Source organism: Pseudomonas sp. WS 5412 (assembly GCF_012985615.1).
Classification (GTDB): domain Bacteria; phylum Pseudomonadota; class Gammaproteobacteria; order Pseudomonadales; family Pseudomonadaceae; genus Aquipseudomonas; species Aquipseudomonas shahriarae.
In genome coordinates this window covers 40,591-61,740 of record NZ_JAARMB010000018.1, presented here as the reverse complement: position 1 = coordinate 61,740, position 21,150 = coordinate 40,591, and the positions used below count along the sequence as shown (strand labels likewise).

Genomic DNA, 21,150 nt, shown 5'->3' with positions numbered 1-21,150 from the left:
GGTAGTGTCGAGGGCTGCTCAGGAGTAACTAGAAAAACTCATCCAACAGGCAGTAAAAAGCCATTCGCTGCTCATCAGGTTCCACACCATACCTCTCAAAGAACGGCCTGACCCATTCCTGCCCCAAGTTGCGCTCGACACTGCGGGCCGCCAGGGCCAGATCTTGATAACGGTCACTGACCCCCAGGCGGCCGCAGTCGATAAAACCACTGAAGTGATCGTCCGCTGCCATGAAGTTCGGCAGGCAGGCGTCGCCGTGGGTTACCACCAAGTCATGGATGGTGGGCCGTGTCGACAGGAGTTCGGCGAATACATCGGTGGCGCTACGTCCCAATCGCTCATCGTCGAAGTCCGTTACATCAATCAGCCCGGCGTTGATATGTGCCTGGGCGACGGTGATGCGCAGTTCCAGGGTGTGATCGAAGGGGCATTGCGCCACGGGGATCTTGTGCAATGTACGCAGGGCGTTGGCCAGGATGTCGATGATCTGCGCGGCAGAAAGGTCACTGCTACTGGCCAGGTCCTGTCCCGGGATGGCGCTCATCAGCAGCCAGTGGTGAAGGTTTTCCTGCACCTCATCCAGCACCACCGGCGCCGGCAGGCCCTGCTGTTGCAGCCAGTGAAGGCGCTCGATTTCATCGGCAAGCTCGGCGTGTTCTACGAGGGGCTCGGCCTTCAGGAACAGGTCCGTGCCGTTGTCCCTGCGTAGCCGGAAGACGTCAGCCCGCGACTCGCCGATGGCCTGCTGCTCGATCAGCGCATGGGGGAACTGTTCACGCCATTTGTTTGGAATATTCACAGGGCTTTTCCTTTTTCCTGCTTCAGCGCCGTGCGATATCCGAGAAGTAAAACTTATCCAGCGTATGCCGCGACTCGGTGTACTCGAACTGCCGCCCGTCCTGCAAAAATGTCTGGTTGCTCACCACAATCACATGGCTCTGGCCGTCGAGGTCCAGGTGCGCCTGGTCGTCCTTGCTGCGGGGCAGGGCTTCGATGGTGCGCTGGGCGTAGCTGATCTGCAGATGCAGGGTCTGTTCGATGAAGGCGTAGATCGACTGCTCGGCAATCGCCTGGTCCAATCCGGGGATCAGTTCGGCGACGAAGTGGTTGATGTCGAGGATCACCCGTTTGCCGCCGATGCGCCTTACCCGCTTGATGCGGGTAATCAGGGTGCCGGGCTCGGCCTCGATATGTTGCAGCAGCGAGCCTTCCAGCGGGAGTTGGGTGAACTCGACCACTTCGGTGCGTACGTCATCGCCCAGGTCGGCGTGGGTTTCGTGGAAGCTGACGATGCCGCCCAGTTGAAACTCAATCGGGTTGGGCGACAGCACGAAGGTGCCCTTGCCATGGATTTTTTGCGCGAACCCACGCTCCTGCAATTGCTCGATGGCCCGGCGCACGGTGCCACGGCTGGCCTGGTAGGTGTCCATCAATTCGGTTTCGGAGGGCAGGCGCGTGCCGCGTTGCAGGCGTTCGGTGGTGATGCTGGCAAGCAGATCGGTGTAGATCTGGTTGTATTTACTCATGGAGAGGGCTCTGTGCCGCGTTTGCGTTCAAGGCAGGAACCTTAGTGGCAGAGGCGGGCTTTGTCCATTGGCCCCTTGGAAAGCAGTGGGCGACTATTTTTGTAACTCGTACAGACGAGTTGTTGCTTTAACTCGTCTGTACGAGTACTTTTGCCCTCGGCATGCTGCCAATAACAAGAATCTAAAGTGGAAGAACAAGCATGAGCCACGACTATTTCAACATCGCCCGCGAGATTCTCCAGAACCTCGGGGGCAGCGATAACCTTGAGCAGGCGGCCCACTGCGTGACGCGCCTGCGCCTGGCCCTCAAGGACCCGAGCCTGGTCAACGGCAGTGCGTTGAACCAGGTCGACCTGGTCAAGGGCTCGTTCTTCACCGGCGGTCTGTTCCAGATCGTCATCGGCCCCGGCGAAGTCGAAAAGGTCTACGCCGCCCTACGCGAGCAGACCGGCCTTGCCGCCGCCACCATTGCCGACGTGAAGAAGAAGGGCGCCGACAAGACCAACGCCATGCAGCGCCTGGTGCGGGTGTTCTCCGATGTGTTCATGCCGATCCTGCCGGCGCTGATCATTGCCGGCCTGCTGATGGGCATCAACAACCTGATGGGCGCCAAGGGCATGTTCATCGAGGGCCAGACCTTGCTCGAGGCTTATCCGAACCTGGATGGCCTGTGGAGCCTGATCAACCTGATGGCCAACACCTCGTTTGTGTTCCTCCCGGCGCTGGTGGGCTGGTCGGCGGCCAAGCGCTTTGGCGGCAGTGAAATCCTCGGCATCGTGCTTGGCCTGATGCTGGTTCATCCGGACTTGCTCAACGCCTGGAACTACGGCAAGGCGGTGGCCGGGCTCGACGGCCAGAGCTTGCCGTACTTCGATATTCTGGGCTGGTTCCAGATCGAGAAGGTCGGCTATCAAGGCCAGATCCTGCCGATTCTGATGGCCGCCTACGTTATGAGCGTGATTGAAAAATGGCTGCGGGCGCGGGTGCCGAATGCCATTCAATTGCTCGTCGTGCCGATCACCACCATCGTCGTCACCGGCGTGCTGGCCCTGGCAATCATCGGCCCGGTGACCCGGCACCTCGGCATCCTGATCACCGAAGGCGTGGTCACTCTGTTTGACCTGGCGCCAATGGTGGGCGGGGCGATTTTCGGCCTGCTGTATGCGCCGCTGGTGATTACCGGCATGCACCACATGTTCCTTGCCGTGGACCTGCAACTGATCTCGACCCAGGGTGGCACGTTTATCTGGCCGATGATTGTCATGTCCAACCTGGCCCAGGGCAGCGCGGCCCTCGGGGTGTTCTACATGAGCCGCAATGCGCGGGACAAAAGCATGGCCTCGACCTCGGCGATTTCCGCTTACTTCGGCATCACTGAGCCGGCGATGTTTGGGGTGAACCTGCGCTTCAAGTTCCCGTTCTATGCCGCCCTGCTGGGCTCGGCCCTGGGCAGTATTTTCCTCTCGCTGAACAAAGTGCAGGCCTCGGCCATCGGGGTGGGCGGCCTGCCCGGATTTATTTCGATCGTGCCGCAATCCATCGCGATGTTTGTGATCGGCATGGTCATCGCGATTGTCGTGCCGTTTGTTCTGACCTGTGGGTTGAGCATGAAAATTGTTCGGCCGGGTTATCGCGTCGCCTGATAGATCGCCATCGCAGGCAAGCCAGCTCCCACATCTGGAATGCGTTCCCCTGTGGGAGCCGGGCTTGCCCGCGATGAGGCCCGCAAGACCAGCACACCACTCTACTGAAGGAGCCCACCATGCAAGACTGGCAACACTCGGTGATCTACCAGATCTACCCCAAAAGCTTCCACAGCCATGCGGGTAACGCCACCGGTGACCTGCTGGGCATCGTGGACAAACTCGACTACCTCCAGTGGCTGGGCGTCGATTGCCTGTGGATCACCCCGTTCCTGCGCTCGCCCCAGCGCGACAATGGCTATGACATCAGCGACTACTACGCCATCGACCCCAGCTACGGGACCATGGCCGACTGCGACCTGCTGATCAGCGAAGCGGCCAAGCGCGGCATCAAGCTGATGCTCGATATCGTGGTCAACCACACCTCCATCGAGCACGAGTGGTTCCAGCAGGCGCGCAGCAGCCTCGACAACCCGTACCGCGACTTCTACATCTGGCGCGACCAGCCGAATAACTGGGAATCCAAGTTCGGCGGCTCGGCCTGGGAATACGAGGCGCAGACCGGCCAGTACTTCCTGCACCTGTTCGACCACACCCAGGCCGACCTCAATTGGGACAACCCCAAGGTGCGCGCCGAAGTCTACAAACTCATGCGCTTCTGGCGTGACAAGGGCGTGGGCGGCTTCCGCCTGGACGTGATCAACCTGATCTCCAAGCCGGCGGATTTCCCCGAAGACAACAGCGACGGCCGGCGCTTCTACACCGATGGGCCGAACGTGCATGCCTACCTGCAGGAAATGCACCGCGAAGTGTTCGAGGGCCACGCGCTGATCAACGTCGGCGAGATGTCCTCCACCAGCCTCGAACACTGCATTCGCTACTCGCGACCAGAGTCGAAAGAGCTGTCGATGACCTTCAACTTTCATCACCTGAAAGTCGACTACCCCAACCTGCAAAAGTGGGTGCGCGCCGACTTCGACTTCCAGCAACTCAAACGGATTTTCTCCGACTGGCAACTGGGCATGCAGGCCGGGGGCGGCTGGAACGCGTTGTTCTGGTGCAACCATGATCAGCCGCGGGTGGTCTCGCGCTTTGGCGATGACGGCGAGCACCGCGTGGTCTCGGCCAAGATGCTCGCCACGGCCTTGCACTTCCTCCAGGGCACGCCGTTTGTGTACCAGGGCGAAGAGCTGGGCATGACCAATCCGGGCTTCGACAGCATCGAGCAGTACCGTGATGTCGAGACCCTGAACATCTACCGCCTCAAGCGCGATGCCGGTGAGTCCGAGGCCTCGAGCATGGCCGCGATCAAGCAGAAATCCCGCGATAACGGCCGTACCCCGATGCAGTGGGATAGCCAGGCCAATGCCGGTTTCAGCCGCGCTGAACCGTGGATCGGCATCCCGGCCAATGCGGCGCAGATCAATGTCCAGAGCCAGCTGGATGACCCGGATTCGGTGCTGCATCACTACCGCGCGCTGATCGCCTTGCGGCGCCTTGAGCCGCTGATTCAAGAAGGCGTCTACCGCCAACTGCTGCAAGACCACGACAAGGTCTGGGCGTACCTGCGTGAAGGCCATGGCGAGCGCCTGTTGGTGCTGAACAACTTCTATGGCCAGCCCTGCGAAATCCAGTTGCCCAACAACCTGATCAGCGCGGCGAGTGAGCAACGCCTGCTGATCAGCAACTACCCCGACTGCCCGGTACCCACGGACACGGTCATCTTGCGTCCTTACGAGTCTTTTGTGCTGCACCTGACCGACTGAAACATCCCCTTTTCAGGCGCCGGCTTGCCGGCTCCGACAGGGAAAAAATAAGAAAAAATAATGGAGCGCTTCATGAAAACAACAATAAAGCTGGGCCTCGTTGCATCCTGTCTGACCCTGCCCCTGGCGGCGCATGCCCTGGAGTTTGCCGGCTACCTGCGCAGCGGCGCCGGCACCTCGACCGGCAGCGGCCCGCAGCAATGTTTCCAACTGCCGGGCGCCCAATCCAAATACCGCCTGGGCAACGAATGCGAACAATATGCCGAGCTGGAGTTGCGCCAGGACCTGTTCACCCTGGATGACGGCTCGGTGCTGAGCGTGGATGCCATGGCCTCGCTGTACAACAAGTACGACCGCGAGCTGAAGTTCCAAGGCGAAAACAACGGATCGGCGCGCATGCCGCAGATGTATGCGCAGTGGTCGAATATGCCTAGCCTCAATGGCGGCTCATTGTGGGCCGGCCGGCGCTACTACAAACGTAATGACATCCATATTTCCGACTTCTACTACTGGAACCAGAGCGCCACCGGCGGCGGCATCGAGGACGTGCTGATCGGCGATCTGAAATACAGCTACGCCCTGTCGCGCAAGGACAACCTGTACCAGAAGGAATACGCCACCCGTCACGACTTCAACGTCGCAGGCTTCAAGACCAACCCCGGCGGCGAGCTGGAGCTGGGCCTGAGCTATATCGAACAGGCGGGCGGGCGCGACACCCACAGTGGCTGGGCCCTCACTGCGCAGCATGTGCAGGCCGCGTTCCTCGGTGGCAAGAACAAGTTCGCCCTGCAGTACGGCGAAGGGCCGGGCACTGGCCTTGGCTACACCGGCAACACGGCACTGGAGCGCAGCAGCAAAAGCTACCGCGCGGTGGAGTTTTTCGACTGGCAAGTGACCCCGCGTTTTGGCGGCCAGGTCGAGGCGGTGTACCAGAAAGACGTGCGCCCCGGCAGCCAGGACCAGACCTGGATGTCCATCGGTGTGCGCCCGGCGTATGCCATCAGCGAGCAGTTCAAGCTGGTCACCGAACTGGGGCATGATCAGGTCGACGCCAGCGGCGGCACGCGCAAACTCAGCAAATTCACCTTCGCCCCGACCTGGTCGCCCAAAGGCCCGGATTTCTGGGCGCGGCCGGAGGTGCGTTTGTACTACACCTATGCCACCTGGAACGAAGCGGCCAAGCGCGCGGCCAATGAACTGGCGGCGGGTTCGGCGTTGTCCGACACCGGCTCCTACGGCACCGCGCGGCATGGCTCCAACTTCGGTGTGCAGGTCGAATACTGGTGGAAATAAACACCGGCTTTATGTGGGAGTCGGGCTTGCCCGCGATACCGGCGGCTCGGTGTTCCAGTGCAACCGCATTGATGCAATCGCAGGCAAGCCAGCTCCCACTGGGCCCATTTCACCCCGGGATTTGTACTCGGCCGATGATTTTTACAGAACCAAACAGCAGGTGATGTCATGACCACAACTCAACCCCTGGAACTGCTGGCGCCCCTGGCGGGTGTGCTGTTGCCCCTGGACCAGGTGCCGGATCGGGTGTTCTCCAGTCGCCTGATCGGCGATGGCGTGTGTATCGACCCCACTTCGCAGACCCTCTGCGCGCCGCTGGCCGGGGTGATCAGCAATGTCCAGGACAGTGGGCATGCGGTCAGCGTCACCGACGACCACGGCGTGCAGGTGCTGATGCATATCGGCCTGGATACCGTGAACCTGGCGGGCAAGGGTTTCACCCGGCTGGTCGAGGAAGGCCAGCGGGTCGAGGCGGGTCAGCCGTTGATCGAGTTTGATGCCGACTTTATCGCGCTCAATGCCCGCAGCTTGCTGACCCTGATGCTGGTGGTCAGCGGCGAGCCATTTGTGCTGCTGGCAACGGACACCGGGCTAGTCGCCGCCGGGCAACCGTTGCTGCGGGTGACCCCGGTAATCCGTGCGGCCAACGACGAGGAAGAGGAGGGCGACGCGCTATTTTCCAAACCCCTCACGCTGCCCAATGCCAACGGCTTGCATGCCCGCCCGGCGGCGGTGCTGGCCCAGGCGGCGAAGGGCTTCAATGCGAGCATCTGCCTGCACAAGCAAACCCAGAGCGCCAACGCCAAGTCCCTGGTGGCGATCATGGCGTTGCAGACGGTGCAGGGCGATACCTTGCAAGTCAGCGCGGCGGGGCAGGACGCCGAGGCTGCGATTCAGGCGCTGGTCGCGCTGTTGCTGGAGGGCTGTGGCGAAACCGTAGCGGTGCTGGCCGAGGAGGTTAAACCGGTCGCGCCGCTGTCGTCGGCGAGCGTGTTGCGCGGCGTCTGTGCGTCGCCCGGTTCGGCATTTGGCCAAGTGGTGCAGGTGGCCGAGCCGCAGCTGAATGTGCCTGAAGAGGGGGCTGGCGAGGCGCTGGAACGGGCCGCTCTGGAGCGTGGCTTGCGCGCTGCAACCCAAGCGCTGCAGGCGTTGCAGGACAAGCCCGGCGGCAGGGCCCAGGTAGAGATTTTCCGTGCCCATCAGGAATTGCTCGAAGACCCGACCCTGCTTGAACAAGCCCACGCCCTGCTCACCGAAGGCAAGAGCGCCGCGTTTGCCTGGAACAGCGCCACACTCGCTACCGCCGGGCTGTTCGAGCAATCAGGCAGCCCCCTGCTGGCCGAACGCGCCGCCGACATGGCGGATGTTGGCCAGCGCGTGCTCAAGCTGATCCTCGGGGTTCAAGACGGCGCCTGGGAGTTGCCGGAGCAGGCCATCCTGATTGCCGAGCAATTGACCCCCTCGCAAACCGCCAGCCTCGATCCGGGCAAGGTGCTGGGGTTTATCACCGTGGCCGGAGGGGCCACCAGCCACGTCGCCATTCTTGCTCGCGCCCTGGGCTTGCCGGCGATGTGCGGTGTGTCGGCCCAGGTCCTGGCGTTGCCCGATGGCAAGCCCGTGTTGCTGGACGCCGACAAAGGCGAACTGCACCTCGACCCGGACCTGGCGGTGATCGAGACGCTGCGGGCCACGCGCGAGCAGCAGGTTGTGCGCCACCAGCGCGATCTGCAGCAGGCCGCCTTGGCCGCCATCACTCGCGATGGTCATCATATTGAGGTGACCGCCAACGTCGCTTCGCTGCAGGAGGTGCAGCAAGCCCTGGTCCTGGGGGCCGAGGGGGTCGGGCTGTTGCGCTCGGAGTTTCTCTACCTGGACCGCAACCGCGCGCCGAGCCCGCAGGAACAGGCCCAGACCTACAGCGCCATTGCCGGTGTCCTGGGCACCGAGCGCAATCTGGTGGTACGCACGCTGGATGTGGGCGGTGACAAACCCTTGGCCTATGTGCCGATGGACAGCGAGACCAACCCCTTTCTTGGCCTGCGCGGCATTCGCCTGTGCCTGGAGCGCCCGCAACTGTTGCGCGAGCAGTTCCGCGCAATCCTTGCCAGCGCGGGCCTGGCGCGGCTGCATATCATGTTGCCGATGGTCAGCCTGTTGTCGGAGCTGCATCAGGCCCGGCAGATCCTCGAAGAGGAAGCGCTGGCCCTGGGGCTTGCCGAGCTGCCGAAGCTGGGGATCATGATTGAGGTGCCGTCGGCGGCATTGATGGCGGATGTGTTTGCGCCCCATGTGGACTTTTTCTCGATCGGCACCAATGACCTGACCCAATACACCCTGGCCATGGACCGCGACCACCCGCGCCTGGCCAGCCAGGCCGACAGCTTTCACCCGGCGGTGCTGCGCCTGATCGCCACCACGGTCAAGGCCGCCCATGCCCATGGCAAGTGGGTGGGTGTGTGTGGCGCGCTGGCGTCCGAAACACTGGCGGTGCCGATGTTGATCGGGCTGGGGGTGGACGAGTTGTCCGTCAGCGTACCGTTGATCCCGAGTATCAAGGCCACCGTGCGTGACCTGGACCTGGCGGACTGCCAACTGATCGCCCACCAGGTGTTGAATCTGGAAGAGGCCGCCCAGGTGCGCGAGGCCCTGAGCCTGTACCACGCAGCAACCGTCGAAACCTCATTGGTTGTGGAGAACTGAATATGTTCGAGAAATTGCAGCAGGCGTTCTGGAAAGCCCTGACCCCGGACCTGGTGGCGGAAACGCTGGTTGCCGAGCCGAAGGCTGGCGGCATGTTGGCGCCGGCGGTGCTGAGTGCATTGGGTGGGGCGGCGAATCTCAAGACACAGCAGCGGGTGGCGTTGACGCGGACCCGCGTGCAGCTACAGGACCCGGCGCTAGTGGACGAGGCGGCGCTGAAGACGGCGGGTATCACGGCGGTGATGGTGCTGGCGGGCGGGGTGGTGCATCTGATCACTGGCCTGTAGAACACCACAAAATAAATGTGGGAGCGGGCTTGCCCGCGATAGCGGTGGGTCAGTCAAATACTCATCAACTGACCCACCGCTATCGCGGGCAAGCCCGCTCCCACATTGGGTTTTGTGCTGTCTGATCGTTCCCAGGGGTCAGAGTTGGGGGGTATCTTGCGGCGGCTTGGTCTTGTCCACGCCCGGTACATGCAGGTTGCCTTCCACCATCTGGTTGCCCTCCAGCTGCGGCTGGGTCACCCAGGTCAGGATGTCGTAATAACGGCGGATGTTGGCCACGAAGTGCACCGGCTCGCCGCCCCGGGCGTAGCCGTAGCGGGTCTTGCTGTACCACTGCTTCTGCGACAGGCGCGGCAGCATTTTCTTCACGTCCAGCCACTTGTTCGGATTCAGGCCTTCCTTTTGCGCCAGCTTGCGCGCGTCATCCAGGTGACCGCCGCCGACGTTATAGGCCGCCAGGGCAAACCAGGTGCGGTCAGGTTCGAGAATCTTGTCGTCCAGTTCGCTCTTGATCATCGCCAGGTACTTGGCGCCACCCTTGATGCTCTGCCGCGCGTCCAGGCGGTTGGACACGCCCATGGCCTGGGCGGTGTTCTGGGTCAGCATCATCAGGCCGCGCACGCCGGTCTTGGAAGTGACGGTCGGTTGCCACAGCGATTCCTGGTAACCAATGGCTGCCAGTAGCCGCCAATCGACCTTTTCTTCCTTGGCCGAGGTCTTGAAGAACTTCTCGTACTTGGGCAGGCGCTGCTGCAAGTGCTGGGCAAAGGTGTAGGCGCCGACGTAACCCAGTACATCGACATGCCCGTAATAACGATCCTTGAGGCGCTGCAGGGTGCCGTTCTTCTCGACCTTGTCGAGGTAGCTGTTGACCTCGTTGAGCAGGCTGTTGTCTTCTCCGGCAGCCACGGCCCAGCTCTGGTTGCTGGCGTTGCCCAGATCGAAGGCCACCCGCACGTTGGGGAAGTACACCTGGTTCATCGCCACTTCATTGGAGTCGACCAGGGTCAGGTCGATCTGCCCTTCATCGACCATGCGCAGCAGGTCGACCACTTCAACGGCATCGGACTCTTCGTACTCAATCGCAGGATTCTGCTTTTTCAGCTCGGCCAGTTGCTCGGCATGGGTGCTGCCCTTGAGCACCATGATCTTTTTGCCCACCAGGTCGGCCGCGTTGGTGGGGCGGGACTGGCCGTTGCGATAGATGATCTGCGGGGTGACTTCCAGGTACGCATGGGAAAAGCGCACCTGTTGTTTACGCTGCTCGCTGCTGACCAGGCCAGCGGCGGCCAATACCGGACCGTTGGGTTTGCCCAACTGGTCGAACAGGTCGTCGAGGTTGTCGGCGGTCTCGATTTCAAGCTTGACCCCCAGGTCGTCGGCAAAGCGCTTGACCAGTTCGTATTCGAAACCGGTTTCGCCGTTGCGGTCCTGGAAATAGGTGGCCGGGCTGTTTCGGGTGACCACCCGCAATACGCCATCCTCCTTGATTCGCTCGAGCGTGCTGGGCTTATCAACACAGGCGCTGAGCATCAGGAAGAGTCCGGTGGCGAGGAGCCATTTGGCACATCGCGGGCGCAAAGCAGTTGGGGAGAACATCTGGGCAGTATACGCAAACGGCCCACGGCGCCATATCTCGACAGCATGGGAGTTGTCTGCTAGCGCCTGGGAAACTGTGCTGCAGCCCGCAGAAACGTGGCCTGGGGCGCAATGGTAAGGGTGAAAATAACTGCGTCGGCCACCCTGGAAAACGCCCCGATACCGTGCAATCTGTGCCAACTGACGTTCGGCAGCGGCCAGCGGCACCGTTTCGGGTGCCGTTGGCGCAGGTTTACGCTAGAATGCACGGCCTCAAAGCACACCCCCTTCCCGAGGCTGTCCCGAAGATGTTGATCCTGCGCGGCGCTCCTGCCCTTTCTGCCTTTCGCCACAGCAAACTCCTTGAGCAACTGAGCCAGAAGGTTCCAGCTGTCACTGGCTTGTATGCTGAATTTGCTCACTTCGCCGACGTTAACGGCGTTTTGACCGCCGACGAACAGCAAGTGCTGGCACGCCTTCTGAAGTACGGCCCCAGCGTTCCCGTTCAAGAGCCGACTGGCCGCTTGTTCCTGGTTCTGCCACGGTTCGGCACCATCTCGCCCTGGTCGAGCAAGGCCAGCGATATCGCCCGCAACTGTGGCCTGGAAAAAATCCAGCGCCTGGAACGCGGGATCGCCTTCTACGTGGCTGGCCAGTTCAGCGATGCCGAAGCCGAGCTGATTGCCAGCAGCCTGCACGACCGCATGACCCAGATCATCGTCAGCCAGCTGGAACAGGCTGCCGGCCTGTTCAGCCATGCCGAGCCCAAGCCGCTGACCGCGATTGACGTGCTCGGCGGTGGCCGCGCCGCCCTCGAGAAGGCCAACACCGAGCTGGGCCTGGCCCTGGCCGAAGACGAGATCGACTACCTGGTCAACGCCTTCAACGGTTTGCAGCGCAACCCCCACGACATCGAACTGATGATGTTCGCCCAGGCCAACTCCGAGCACTGCCGTCACAAGATTTTCAACGCCAGTTGGGATATCGACGGCCAGAGCCAGGAAAAAAGCCTGTTCGGCATGATCAAGAACACCTACGTGATGCACAGCGAAGGCGTTCTGTCGGCTTATAAAGACAACGCCTCGGTGATCGTCGGCTCTGTCGCCGGCCGTTTCTTCCCGGACCCGGAAACCCGCCAGTACGGCGCGGTGCAAGAGCCGGTGCACATCCTGATGAAGGTTGAAACCCACAACCACCCGACCGCGATTGCCCCGTTCCCGGGCGCAGCCACCGGCTCGGGCGGCGAGATCCGCGACGAGGGCGCCACCGGCCGTGGCGCCAAGCCCAAGGCGGGCCTGACCGGTTTCACCGTGTCCAACCTGCAGATCCCAGGCTTCGAACAGCCGTGGGAAGTGCCATACGGCAAGCCTGAGCGCATCGTTACCGCACTCGACATCATGATCGAAGGCCCGCTGGGCGGCGCCGCGTTCAACAACGAATTCGGGCGTCCGGCCCTGACCGGTTATTTCCGGACCTTCGAGCAGTCCATCACCACCCCCCGTGGCGATGAAGTGCGCGGTTACCACAAGCCGATCATGTTGGCCGGCGGCATGGGCAACATCCGTGAAGACCACGTGCAGAAGGGCGAGATCCTCGTCGGCTCGAAGCTGATCGTGCTCGGCGGCCCGGCCATGTTGATCGGCCTGGGCGGCGGCGCGGCTTCCTCCATGGCCACCGGCACCAGCTCGGCGGACCTGGACTTCGCTTCTGTTCAGCGCGAAAACCCTGAGATGGAACGCCGTTGCCAGGAAGTCATCGACCGTTGCTGGCAGTTGGGCGACAAGAACCCCATCAGCTTTATCCACGACGTCGGCGCCGGCGGTTTGTCCAACGCCTTCCCGGAACTGGTCAACGACGGCGACCGTGGCGGCCGTTTCGAACTGCGCAATATTCCAAACGACGAGCCGGGCATGGCCCCGCACGAAATCTGGAGCAACGAATCCCAGGAACGTTACGTACTGGCGGTCGGCCCTGAAGACTTCGCGCGCTTCCAGGCCATCTGCGAACGGGAGCGTTGCCCGTTTGCCGTGGTCGGCGAAGCCACTGCCGAGCCGCAACTGACCGTGACCGACAGCCACTTCGGCAACAGCCCGGTGGACATGCCCCTCGAAGTGCTGCTGGGCAAGGCCCCGCGCATGCACCGTTCGGCGGTACGTGAAGCCGAGCTGGGCGATGATTTCGACCCAAGCAGCCTGGACCTGACCGACAGCATCGAGCGCGTGCTGCACCACCCGGCCGTGGCGAGCAAAAGCTTCCTGATCACCATCGGCGACCGCACCATCACCGGTCTGGTTGCCCGTGACCAGATGGTCGGCCCTTGGCAGGTGCCGGTGGCTGACGTTGCCGTGACCGCCACCAGCTTTGATGTGTACACCGGTGAAGCCATGGCCATGGGCGAGCGTACCCCGCTGGCCCTGCTGGACGCCCCGGCGTCGGGCCGCATGGCCATTGGTGAAACCATCACCAACATCGCCGCATCGCGTATTGGCAAGCTGTCCGATATCAAGCTGTCGGCCAACTGGATGTCCGCTGCCGGCCACCCCGGTGAAGATGCGCGCCTGTACGACACCGTCAAGGCAGTCGGCATGGAGCTGTGCCCGGAACTGGGGATCACCATTCCGGTGGGCAAGGACTCCATGTCCATGGCCACCCGTTGGAACGATGAAGGCACCGACAAGAGCGTTACCTCGCCGCTGTCGCTGATCGTCACCGGCTTTGCGCCAGTCACCGATGTCCGCCAGACCCTGACCCCGCAACTGCGCATGGACAAGGGCACCACCGACCTGATCCTGATCGACCTCGGTCGTGGCCAGAACCGCATGGGCGCCTCGATCCTTGCCCAGACCCACGGCAAGCTCGGCAAGCAGGCGCCGGACGTCGATGACGCCGAAGACCTCAAAGCCTTCTTCGCCGTGATCCAGGGCCTGAATGCCGATGGCCACCTGCTGGCTTACCACGACCGTTCCGACGGTGGTTTGCTGACCAGCGTCGTGGAAATGGCCTTCGCCGGTCACTGCGGCCTGAGCCTGAACCTCGACGGCCTGGCGGAAACGTCCGCTGACATCGCTGCCATCCTGTTCAACGAAGAGTTGGGCGCGGTCATCCAGGTGCGCCAGGACGCCACCCCGGACGTGCTTGCACAGTTCAGCGCCGCTGGCCTGGGCGACTGCGTGGCCGTGGTCGGCCAGCCGATCAACAACGGTGTGATCAACATCGTGTTCAACGGCGACACCGTGTTTGAAGGCCAGCGCCGCCTGCTGCAACGCCAGTGGGCCGAGACCAGCTACCAGATCCAGCGCCTGCGCGATAACGTCGCCTGTGCCGAGCAGGAATTCGACGTGATCCTGGAAGAAGACAACCCGGGCCTGAGCACCAAGCTCAGCTTCGACGTCAACCAGGACATCGCCGCGCCGTACATCAAGAAAGGCATCCGCCCACAGGTTGCCGTGCTGCGTGAGCAGGGCGTCAACGGCCAGGTGGAAATGGCGGCCGCGTTCGACCGTGCCGGCTTCAATGCGATTGACGTGCACATGAGCGATATCCTCGCCGGTCGCGTTGATCTCAACGAGTTCAAGGGCCTGGTGGCCTGCGGCGGTTTCTCCTATGGCGACGTGCTGGGTGCCGGTGAAGGCTGGGCCAAGTCGGCCCTGTTCAACAGCCGTGCCCGCGATGCGTTCCAGGGGTTCTTCGAGCGTAACGACAGCTTCACCCTGGGTGTGTGCAACGGTTGCCAGATGATGTCCAACCTCCACGAACTGATCCCGGGCAGCGAGTTCTGGCCGCACTTTGTGCGTAACCGTTCCGAGCAGTTCGAGGCCCGTGTGGCCATGGTGCAGGTGCAGGAATCGAACTCGATCTTCCTGCAAGGCATGGCCGGTTCGCGCATGCCAATCGCCATTGCCCACGGTGAAGGCCATGCCGAGTTCGCCAGCGAAGAAGCGCTGCTCGAAGCCGACCTGTCCGGCACCGTGGCCCTGCGCTTTGTCGACAACCACGGCAAGGTCACCGAAAACTACCCGGCCAACCCGAACGGCTCGCCGCGCGGGATCACCGGGCTGACCAGCCGCGACGGTCGTGTGACCATCATGATGCCGCACCCGGAGCGTGTGTTCCGCGCGGTGCAGAACTCGTGGCGCCCGGAAGAGTGGAACGAAGACGGTGCGTGGATGCGCATGTTCCGTAACGCTCGTGTGTGGGTGAACTAAGGCCGTGTACAAGCTCAGCTTCTTTGTGCCCGACAGCCATGTGGAGGCGGTGAAAAGCGCCGTCTTCGCGGCCGGTGGCGGGCGCATCGGCGACTACGACAGCTGTGCCTGGCAAGTGCTGGGCCAGGGCCAATTCCGCCCGATGGACGGCAGCCAGCCGTTTATCGGGCAGGTGGGCCAGGTCGAAGTGGTTGAAGAATGGAAGGTTGAGCTGGTGGTGGCGGATGAGTTGATCAAGGCAGTTGTCGCTGCGTTGAAGCTCAGCCACCCCTATGAAACACCGGCTTATGAGGTGTGGCAGCTGGCGGATTTCTGATCGGCCGGCTGTAGACAGAAAACCCGCTGGGCCGACTTGGCCAGCGGGTTTTTTTGTGGGCGATCATGCCGCCATGGGCAAGCCTCAATCACTCACGGTGCGGGCACCAGCCCCACTTCAGCCTTCAAGGCGCTGATCAACAGGTTTTCGTAGCTGAACCGCTTGCCCTGCATCGGCTCCCAGCGCTCGACATAAAACAGGCCGTTGTGGTCGACCTTGATCGGTGTCGAGACGATTTCCCCGCTGCGGGAACGATGCAGCAGGTTGCTCTGCGCCGGCGACGGGCGTTCGATCAGGAACAGGCCGGGACGGTTCAGGCGTGTCCTGTCCGCTGGGACAAAGGGGGAGGGGGCCTTGATGCCTTCTACGCCGGCGTCCAGGATGAAATCGCTGCGCAGGGCTCGGGTGTAAGGCGTCAGGCCTTCGGCAAACGTCTCCCAGGTGCCGGGGCGAATGTTCTGCGCCAGTGCCGGGGCCGTGTCCCGGATTTGCAGGCTGACGGCGCCTTGCAGCTCCGCCAGGCCGGGCACCCCCAGGTTGATGTTGGTGTGGGCGCTGCCGATGAAGGCCAGCCATTTATGCGGCCCGTGGGCCGCCTGGTCGGCCTTGATCACCTGCGATGCGAAGTAGCTGAACATCTGGTTGCGCGACTGCACCGTGTCCCGCAGCCCCTTGACGTGGTAACTGGCCGTGCAGTCCAGGGCCCGGATGCGCAGGCCATGCCTGGCCGCCATCTGGATGACTTCGGTGTAGGTATCGTTGCCGTTGTAGCCTGGCATATGGCCGCGATCCAGCCGTGTGAGGTAGCGCTTGAGTGTGTCCGGCAGCCGTTGCGTGCTGAGGAACATGTCCAGGTCCGCCTGATGCATATCGGTCAGCAGGTGTTCGACGTACAGCGTCTTGAACTCCAGTTCCTTGAGTTTTTTCATGTGGTCGCGCAGCCAGCGCTTGCTGGATTGCTCCTGGTGCCCTTCACCAAGGATCAGCCCCGGGAACTCGCTTTGACGCAGTTTTTCCAGAAATGCCTCCGGGGTCGTGTGGGCGGCCAGTTCGGCCGGGTCTGGCCTTGCCGGCGGTACCTGGCTGGCCAGGTAGGCCTGGGCATCGCTACTCAGGCGATCCCTGGCGCTCTGGAAGGCCTGGAATGCTTCGCGCTCGTGCGGATTCAGCGCAAAGTAGCGGCTGTCCAACCCGCGGTGGGTGACGATCTGTTGCGCAAGGTTGTCCCTGAGCGGTAGGGGAATGTCGTAGTCGCTGTAATGCGTCACGACCGCGGCAGTCGCCGCGCTGGACGACGCTGCGGGTTCGGGTGCCTTGTACGCGGTCTGCAGGGCCAGGCGGTAATCGCCCTTGGCCAAGGGATCGCCCGCAATGGCACCGGCGGTGTCGAGCCAGATCCCCACGGGTTGGCCCGGGGCCACGTCGTCCACCCGCAGGGCAACGGCACCTTGCAAGTCGGCCAGGCCGGGGGTGTCATCGAAAGTGCGCAGGCGCGATGAATCCACCAGGGCCACCCAGCGCTCACCGGGTGTGTCGATGGCGTCGGTCTCGAGGGCTTTGTGGGAGTAGAAGTTCCTGATCCCGTTGTCCCGGGGCGTGGTGGTCGGGGTGTCGGCCATTTGCAGCACGTCATCCAGTAGATAGGAGGTGGACGCGTCGAGGGCCCTGATCTTCATGCCCTTTTCCTGGGCCTTGCGCACCAGGGCCACGTAGGAGTATTCGGCATTCTCGGCAAAACCCCAGGCGGTATCGATGGTTTTCAGGTGCCGTTGGATATTTTGCCAGGATTTCCCGCTGTTCAGCTTCTCCAGTTTCGCCCGGAATATATCGGCCGGCAGGTGCTCGATGTACAGGTGTTTGAAGCCTTGGTTGAGCAAGCTGTCCATCTGCGTGATCAGCAGTTGTTTAGCGGCAATGGAGCCGGGTATCGCGCCGATGACCAGGGGCTTGTTCCCGGCAAAGGCATTGCTGGCGATCCATTGCGAGAAGGACGTGTCGGCGCCGATGGCCGGCACATCGGTGCGGGCTGGTAGTGGGGCGAGATGTTTGAAAAAGTGGCGGGCGTCGGCTGTCAGTTGCTCGGCCTGTTGCAAGTAGGCGGCGCGCACCGCTTTCAAGTCTCGGGCAGCATTCTCCAGTGCGACGTCCCGGGAGCCGAACTCCCATTCGGTTCGCTGCACTATCCCGGCCCGTACATCCGGGTTCAGGGCCAGCTCCAGTTTGCCCGCGTACTTCGCCGGGATTTCATAGTTCTTCAATGGCTCGGGTGGGGCGGGCAGCTTTTCATATTTCGGCGCGCCGCCAGTCACCCCGGTACGCCGCCAGACGCCTTGCGCATCGGGGGCGGCGAGGCGGGTAGTGGAAACCAGTCTGCCGGTCGCCGGGTCCAGGCGGTACAGCAAATAGCGGCCGATCGGGTCGGGGGTCTTTTTTGCCCACAGGCCTTCGCCACCGAACAGCACGGCTTGCATGTCCTCAAGCGCCAGCGGCTTGGGCTCTAGTGGCTGGATCAGCTTCAAGACCTCGTTCAGCGCCGCCGCAGCCTCGGTGGCCGGGTGCACGGCCGGTTTTACCAGTTGTTTGAGCGACACCAGGGCCGGGCGCAGATCGGTAAAAGCCGCCCCGGCGCTGTTGAGTACGTAACCGATCAAGTGTTCCACGGCCGCCCCCGTATCGCGCTGCTGATAGGCGTGCAGGGCCAGCATGCCGTCCTTGAATGCCAACAGCATGCCCAGGCTCAGGCTGAGGGTGGGGAACGGCGCGGTAGCGATACCGCTGACCCACTCCACGCAGGTCCACAGAATACTGCTGATCATCTGGCTGCGATTCGCCGTGGAGCCTTCAACGTCGTCAATCTTGCGCTGCTGCTTCATGTCGTACAGCGCCTGGCGCAGATCCAGTAATGGGGTTTGCCCGTGGGTCGAGTCATAGCGCGGCGGACTCACGGAGGTTTTGTTCAAGTCCTCGGGTAATTGCGCCTTGGCCTCTTCCAGGAAGTTGCGTACGCGCGCCTGGGATTGAGCACCGACCCGCAGGGTGAAATAGCCGACCATGCCGGGAGTCTTTTTCAGCAGATAGTTGAACTGTCGCGCCTCACGAAAGCTGATGCCGTCGGGGGCGTTTGGGGTGTAAAGCAACGTCGGGAAACCGGCGTGGCTGAAGAGGAAGTTATCGATCACCCATTCGCCGTCTACCAGCAAGCGGTGGAGGGCGTAGGTGCCACGGACCTCGGTGCGGGTATCGCCCATGCTGGCAATGCTGCGTTCCAGCCAGTCGCCATCGACCCCGGCGATATGCCCTTGCAGGCGGCATTCCAGGGCGGCGTTCTGCATCTGCCGTTGGGTAATGCTCAGGGTGGCATTGCGCCGCAAGGCATAGTCGGCACTGCCGGCGTTGAGCAGCCGGCGTTTGACTTCGTTGATGTAGTGTTGGCCAACCCAGGTGCCGGTGATCGAGCGGGCGACCTTTTCAGCGGTCAGCGGGCTCAGGTCAACACCGGCCGGGCCTTTGAAGCGAGCTGCGCGCGAAAATTTCTCGTCAAGAAAGCCTACGCCGTCGGCGTAGCCATCGCGGTACAGCTGGGTGTAGGTCAGGGGGGCAGGGGTCCATGAGGCGAGCAGCGCCGGGGGCGAGAAGGCCCAGACCGTATCGGGGTCGATGTCGTTCTGACGGCGTCCGAGCAGTTCGTTCAGGCGTTTTCTGGCCCGTTCGTGCACGTAGGTGGAGAAGCCGGGAACGTGTGCATCGGACAACGGGAAGTCGTTGTAGGCCTGCAGTGCACCTTCGCTGTCTTGCGCCAGTTTCAGCAGTTTCTGGCGGTTGTCGACGCTGGTGGAGCGATACCAGTTCGGGGTGCCGAATTCATAGTCATCTACCCGGGTTGCCAGGACATGGGCCGACATGGCCTGGAGGCAGTCGGCATGCTTGCCGATATTGCCAAAGCGGATCTGTGTGTATTCCCGGGCGTGAAACTTGAAGCTCAGGCCCGTCAATACCTGTTTCATTGCATCGCGAAAACGCAGGGCAACCCGCTTGATCAGGTAGTCGGTGAGGCCGCCGCTGTCCTGGCTCCAGCCGAGGATATGGTTCTGGCACGCGATCTCACTGTCGAATGCCTGAAACTGCTGCTCGCGCGGTGCCTCGGGGGTGCATAACAGCACACGGATCACGCTGCCGTTGGCATCGGTCTGGCGCAGCACCCACATATCCTGCAACTGGGCTTCGTGCAGCGACAGGGTGGCGGCGCTCAGGCGCGGGTCGGTGCCTTGGCGCAGGCTCTGCACCAACTGGAAGTCCTCTTCAGTGAGGTGCCCCTGAAGCGAGGCGGTGTAGGCCAGCGCGTTGATCCGCTGGTCGAGCATCTGTTCGATTGCCCGGCTGACGGCGGGTTTGCCGTGCATCTGCTGCTGGGCGTCGGCAAAGTCGATACGTGGCTGCAGGGTGCTCAGCGTCTGCGCCAGCCAGGCGGGTGTCAGGTCCCGATAGGCCTTGGGTAGCGCGCCATCCCGGTAGGTGAGTGTGGTTTTGTTGAGGAAGTCCGAGCCCGCCAGTGCATCGCCGGTTTGCAGGCCGCGCAGGGCCAGGTCGATCAGGTTGCGGTCATGTTCGTACTCGCCGATGGGGTCCACGTAGCGCCGGGTGTTGATCACTAGGTGCTCGGGTATCAGGTCGTGGATGTCCAGCTCATCGCTCAGGCGTTCGAGCAGTTGGTAGCGGGCCAGTGCCTCGGGGCTGGTGACCGGGCTCAGCAGGTCGAGCAGGTGCTGGCGTGCCTCGTTGTAGCTCGCCAAGTGGGTGGCGAGTGTGGCCCGACGGTCTGCACTGGCGCTGCGGTACCAGTCCGGTGCGCTCTGGCGCAGGTAGCGCTCCAGCAAGCGGCGGGCGCGCCATGCCAGGCGTGGGCTGATGTCCGGCACAGAGGCGCTAATGGCTTGGTCCAGGTCACTGATCAGTTGAGCGGCTGACGGCTGCGGATTGTCGACTAGGCTCAGCGCCCGCTCGATGTCCTGGGTGCGCTTGGCGATCAGGGCGGCGTCGGTGTGTTCAAACAGCGGGGTCTTGTCGATCAGCGTCAATTCCAGTGGCCAGATCGCGGCCGGTGTTATATCGCGATAACGCACGGGCAGCAGTTGCATGAAGTCGCGCCGTTGCTCGGCATCGTCCATGCCTTGGCGCAAGTGCGTATTCAAGTGCGCCAGGGAGCCCAGGCACTCGATCCCGCGGGTGGGGGTAAACAGCATCACTTCACCCAGGGGCAGGGCAGAGCTCAGATCGCTGGGCACCGGGCTGGATTTCTCGGTCACCACGAAGGCCCCCGCCAGCTCGACGCTCTGTTCCTGATAACGCAAGGTCAGCGCATACAGTCCCGGGCGCAGCGTTATGCCCTGCGCTATACGCCCAAGCAAGGCCTGCTGTTGCGGGTGCAACAGGCGGTCCTCGGCACTGAGGGTTGTTGCATGGGCCAGGGCGACGTACCCGGCTTCAAAGGTCATAAAGGATTTGCGTGGCTTGCCATCTATCTGCTCATAGCGGTCGAGGTGCTGCAGATGGGCGTTGAGCGTGGTCTTGAGCGTTGCCACGCGGCTGGCCAGGTTGCTCTGGGTAAGCCCTCGGTAGAGCGGCCGGCTCTTGTTCAGATACAGCTGCCGATAGGACATCAGCATGCCGTTGAGTTTTTCCAGATAGGCCAGTGCAGCAGAGGGTTTGTGTTCGGGCACTAGCGGCACATCGACTTGAAGCAGGTGATGACCGATCTGATTGAGGTGGCTTTTGATGCCTTCAAAGGTTGGGGATGTGGTGCTCACAGGCACGCTCTCCATGCTGAGGATAAGAACCC

The 21,150-nt window shown here is 62.4% G+C and carries 11 protein-coding genes; 7 read left to right on the top strand and 4 right to left on the bottom strand.

From position 1 onward, the window contains the following. Positions 1–28: 28 nt before the first annotated feature. Positions 29–799, bottom strand: a complete 771-nt coding sequence (locus HBR94_RS21300) for an APH(3')-II family aminoglycoside O-phosphotransferase (RefSeq protein ID WP_170045493.1) — start codon at positions 797–799, stop codon at positions 29–31. A gap of 22 nt (positions 800–821) precedes the next feature. Then, the gene (gene treR / locus HBR94_RS21295; protein ID WP_057960558.1) at positions 822–1,526 is read right to left on the bottom strand and encodes a trehalose operon repressor; all 705 of its coding nucleotides are present in this window, start codon (positions 1,524–1,526) and stop codon (positions 822–824) included. A 200-nt stretch (positions 1,527–1,726) separates the two neighbouring features. Between treR and treP the strand changes: the two genes are divergently transcribed. The 5 genes from treP to HBR94_RS21270 all read left to right on the top strand — a co-directional run bounded on the left by treP (position 1,727) and on the right by HBR94_RS21270 (position 9,215). Continuing rightward, positions 1,727–3,169, top strand: coding sequence for a PTS system trehalose-specific EIIBC component (gene treP, locus HBR94_RS21290; protein WP_170045492.1), 1,443 nt, complete (start codon positions 1,727–1,729; stop codon positions 3,167–3,169). 119 nt (positions 3,170–3,288) lie between these two features. Continuing rightward, entirely contained in the window at positions 3,289–4,935 is a 1,647-nt protein-coding gene (gene treC, locus HBR94_RS21285; protein ID WP_169990400.1) for an alpha,alpha-phosphotrehalase, read from the top strand. Between the two features lie 72 nt (positions 4,936–5,007). Then, complete coding sequence (locus HBR94_RS21280; RefSeq protein ID WP_057444517.1) at positions 5,008–6,228, top strand: carbohydrate porin; 1,221 nt, start codon at positions 5,008–5,010, stop codon at positions 6,226–6,228. Positions 6,229–6,396: 168 nt separating this feature from the next. Continuing rightward, positions 6,397–8,928 carry a phosphoenolpyruvate--protein phosphotransferase gene (ptsP, locus tag HBR94_RS21275; RefSeq protein WP_170045491.1) on the top strand — a complete coding sequence of 844 codons (2,532 nt, stop codon included), beginning with the start codon at positions 6,397–6,399 and terminating at the stop codon, positions 8,926–8,928. 2 nt (positions 8,929–8,930) lie between these two features. Further along, positions 8,931–9,215 carry a PTS transporter subunit EIIB gene (locus HBR94_RS21270; protein ID WP_170045490.1) on the top strand — a complete coding sequence of 95 codons (285 nt, stop codon included), beginning with the start codon at positions 8,931–8,933 and terminating at the stop codon, positions 9,213–9,215. Positions 9,216–9,353: 138 nt separating this feature from the next. On the opposite strand, the gene mltF is transcribed toward HBR94_RS21270, so the two are convergent. Beyond that, a complete protein-coding gene (mltF, locus tag HBR94_RS21265; protein WP_115127488.1) occupies positions 9,354–10,814 on the bottom strand; it encodes a membrane-bound lytic murein transglycosylase MltF in 1,461 nt (486 codons plus the stop codon). Between the two features lie 287 nt (positions 10,815–11,101). On the opposite strand from mltF, the gene purL reads away from it, so the two are divergent. After that, positions 11,102–14,998 carry a phosphoribosylformylglycinamidine synthase gene (gene purL, locus HBR94_RS21260; RefSeq protein ID WP_115127489.1) on the top strand — a complete coding sequence of 1,299 codons (3,897 nt, stop codon included), beginning with the start codon at positions 11,102–11,104 and terminating at the stop codon, positions 14,996–14,998. A 4-nt stretch (positions 14,999–15,002) separates the two neighbouring features. After that, positions 15,003–15,314 carry a hypothetical protein gene (locus HBR94_RS21255; RefSeq protein WP_057437975.1) on the top strand — a complete coding sequence of 104 codons (312 nt, stop codon included), beginning with the start codon at positions 15,003–15,005 and terminating at the stop codon, positions 15,312–15,314. 92 nt (positions 15,315–15,406) lie between these two features. On the opposite strand, the gene HBR94_RS21250 is transcribed toward HBR94_RS21255, so the two are convergent. After that, entirely contained in the window at positions 15,407–21,118 is a 5,712-nt protein-coding gene (locus HBR94_RS21250) for a membrane-targeted effector domain-containing toxin (RefSeq protein WP_170045489.1), read from the bottom strand. Between the last annotated feature and the right edge of the window lie 32 nt (positions 21,119–21,150).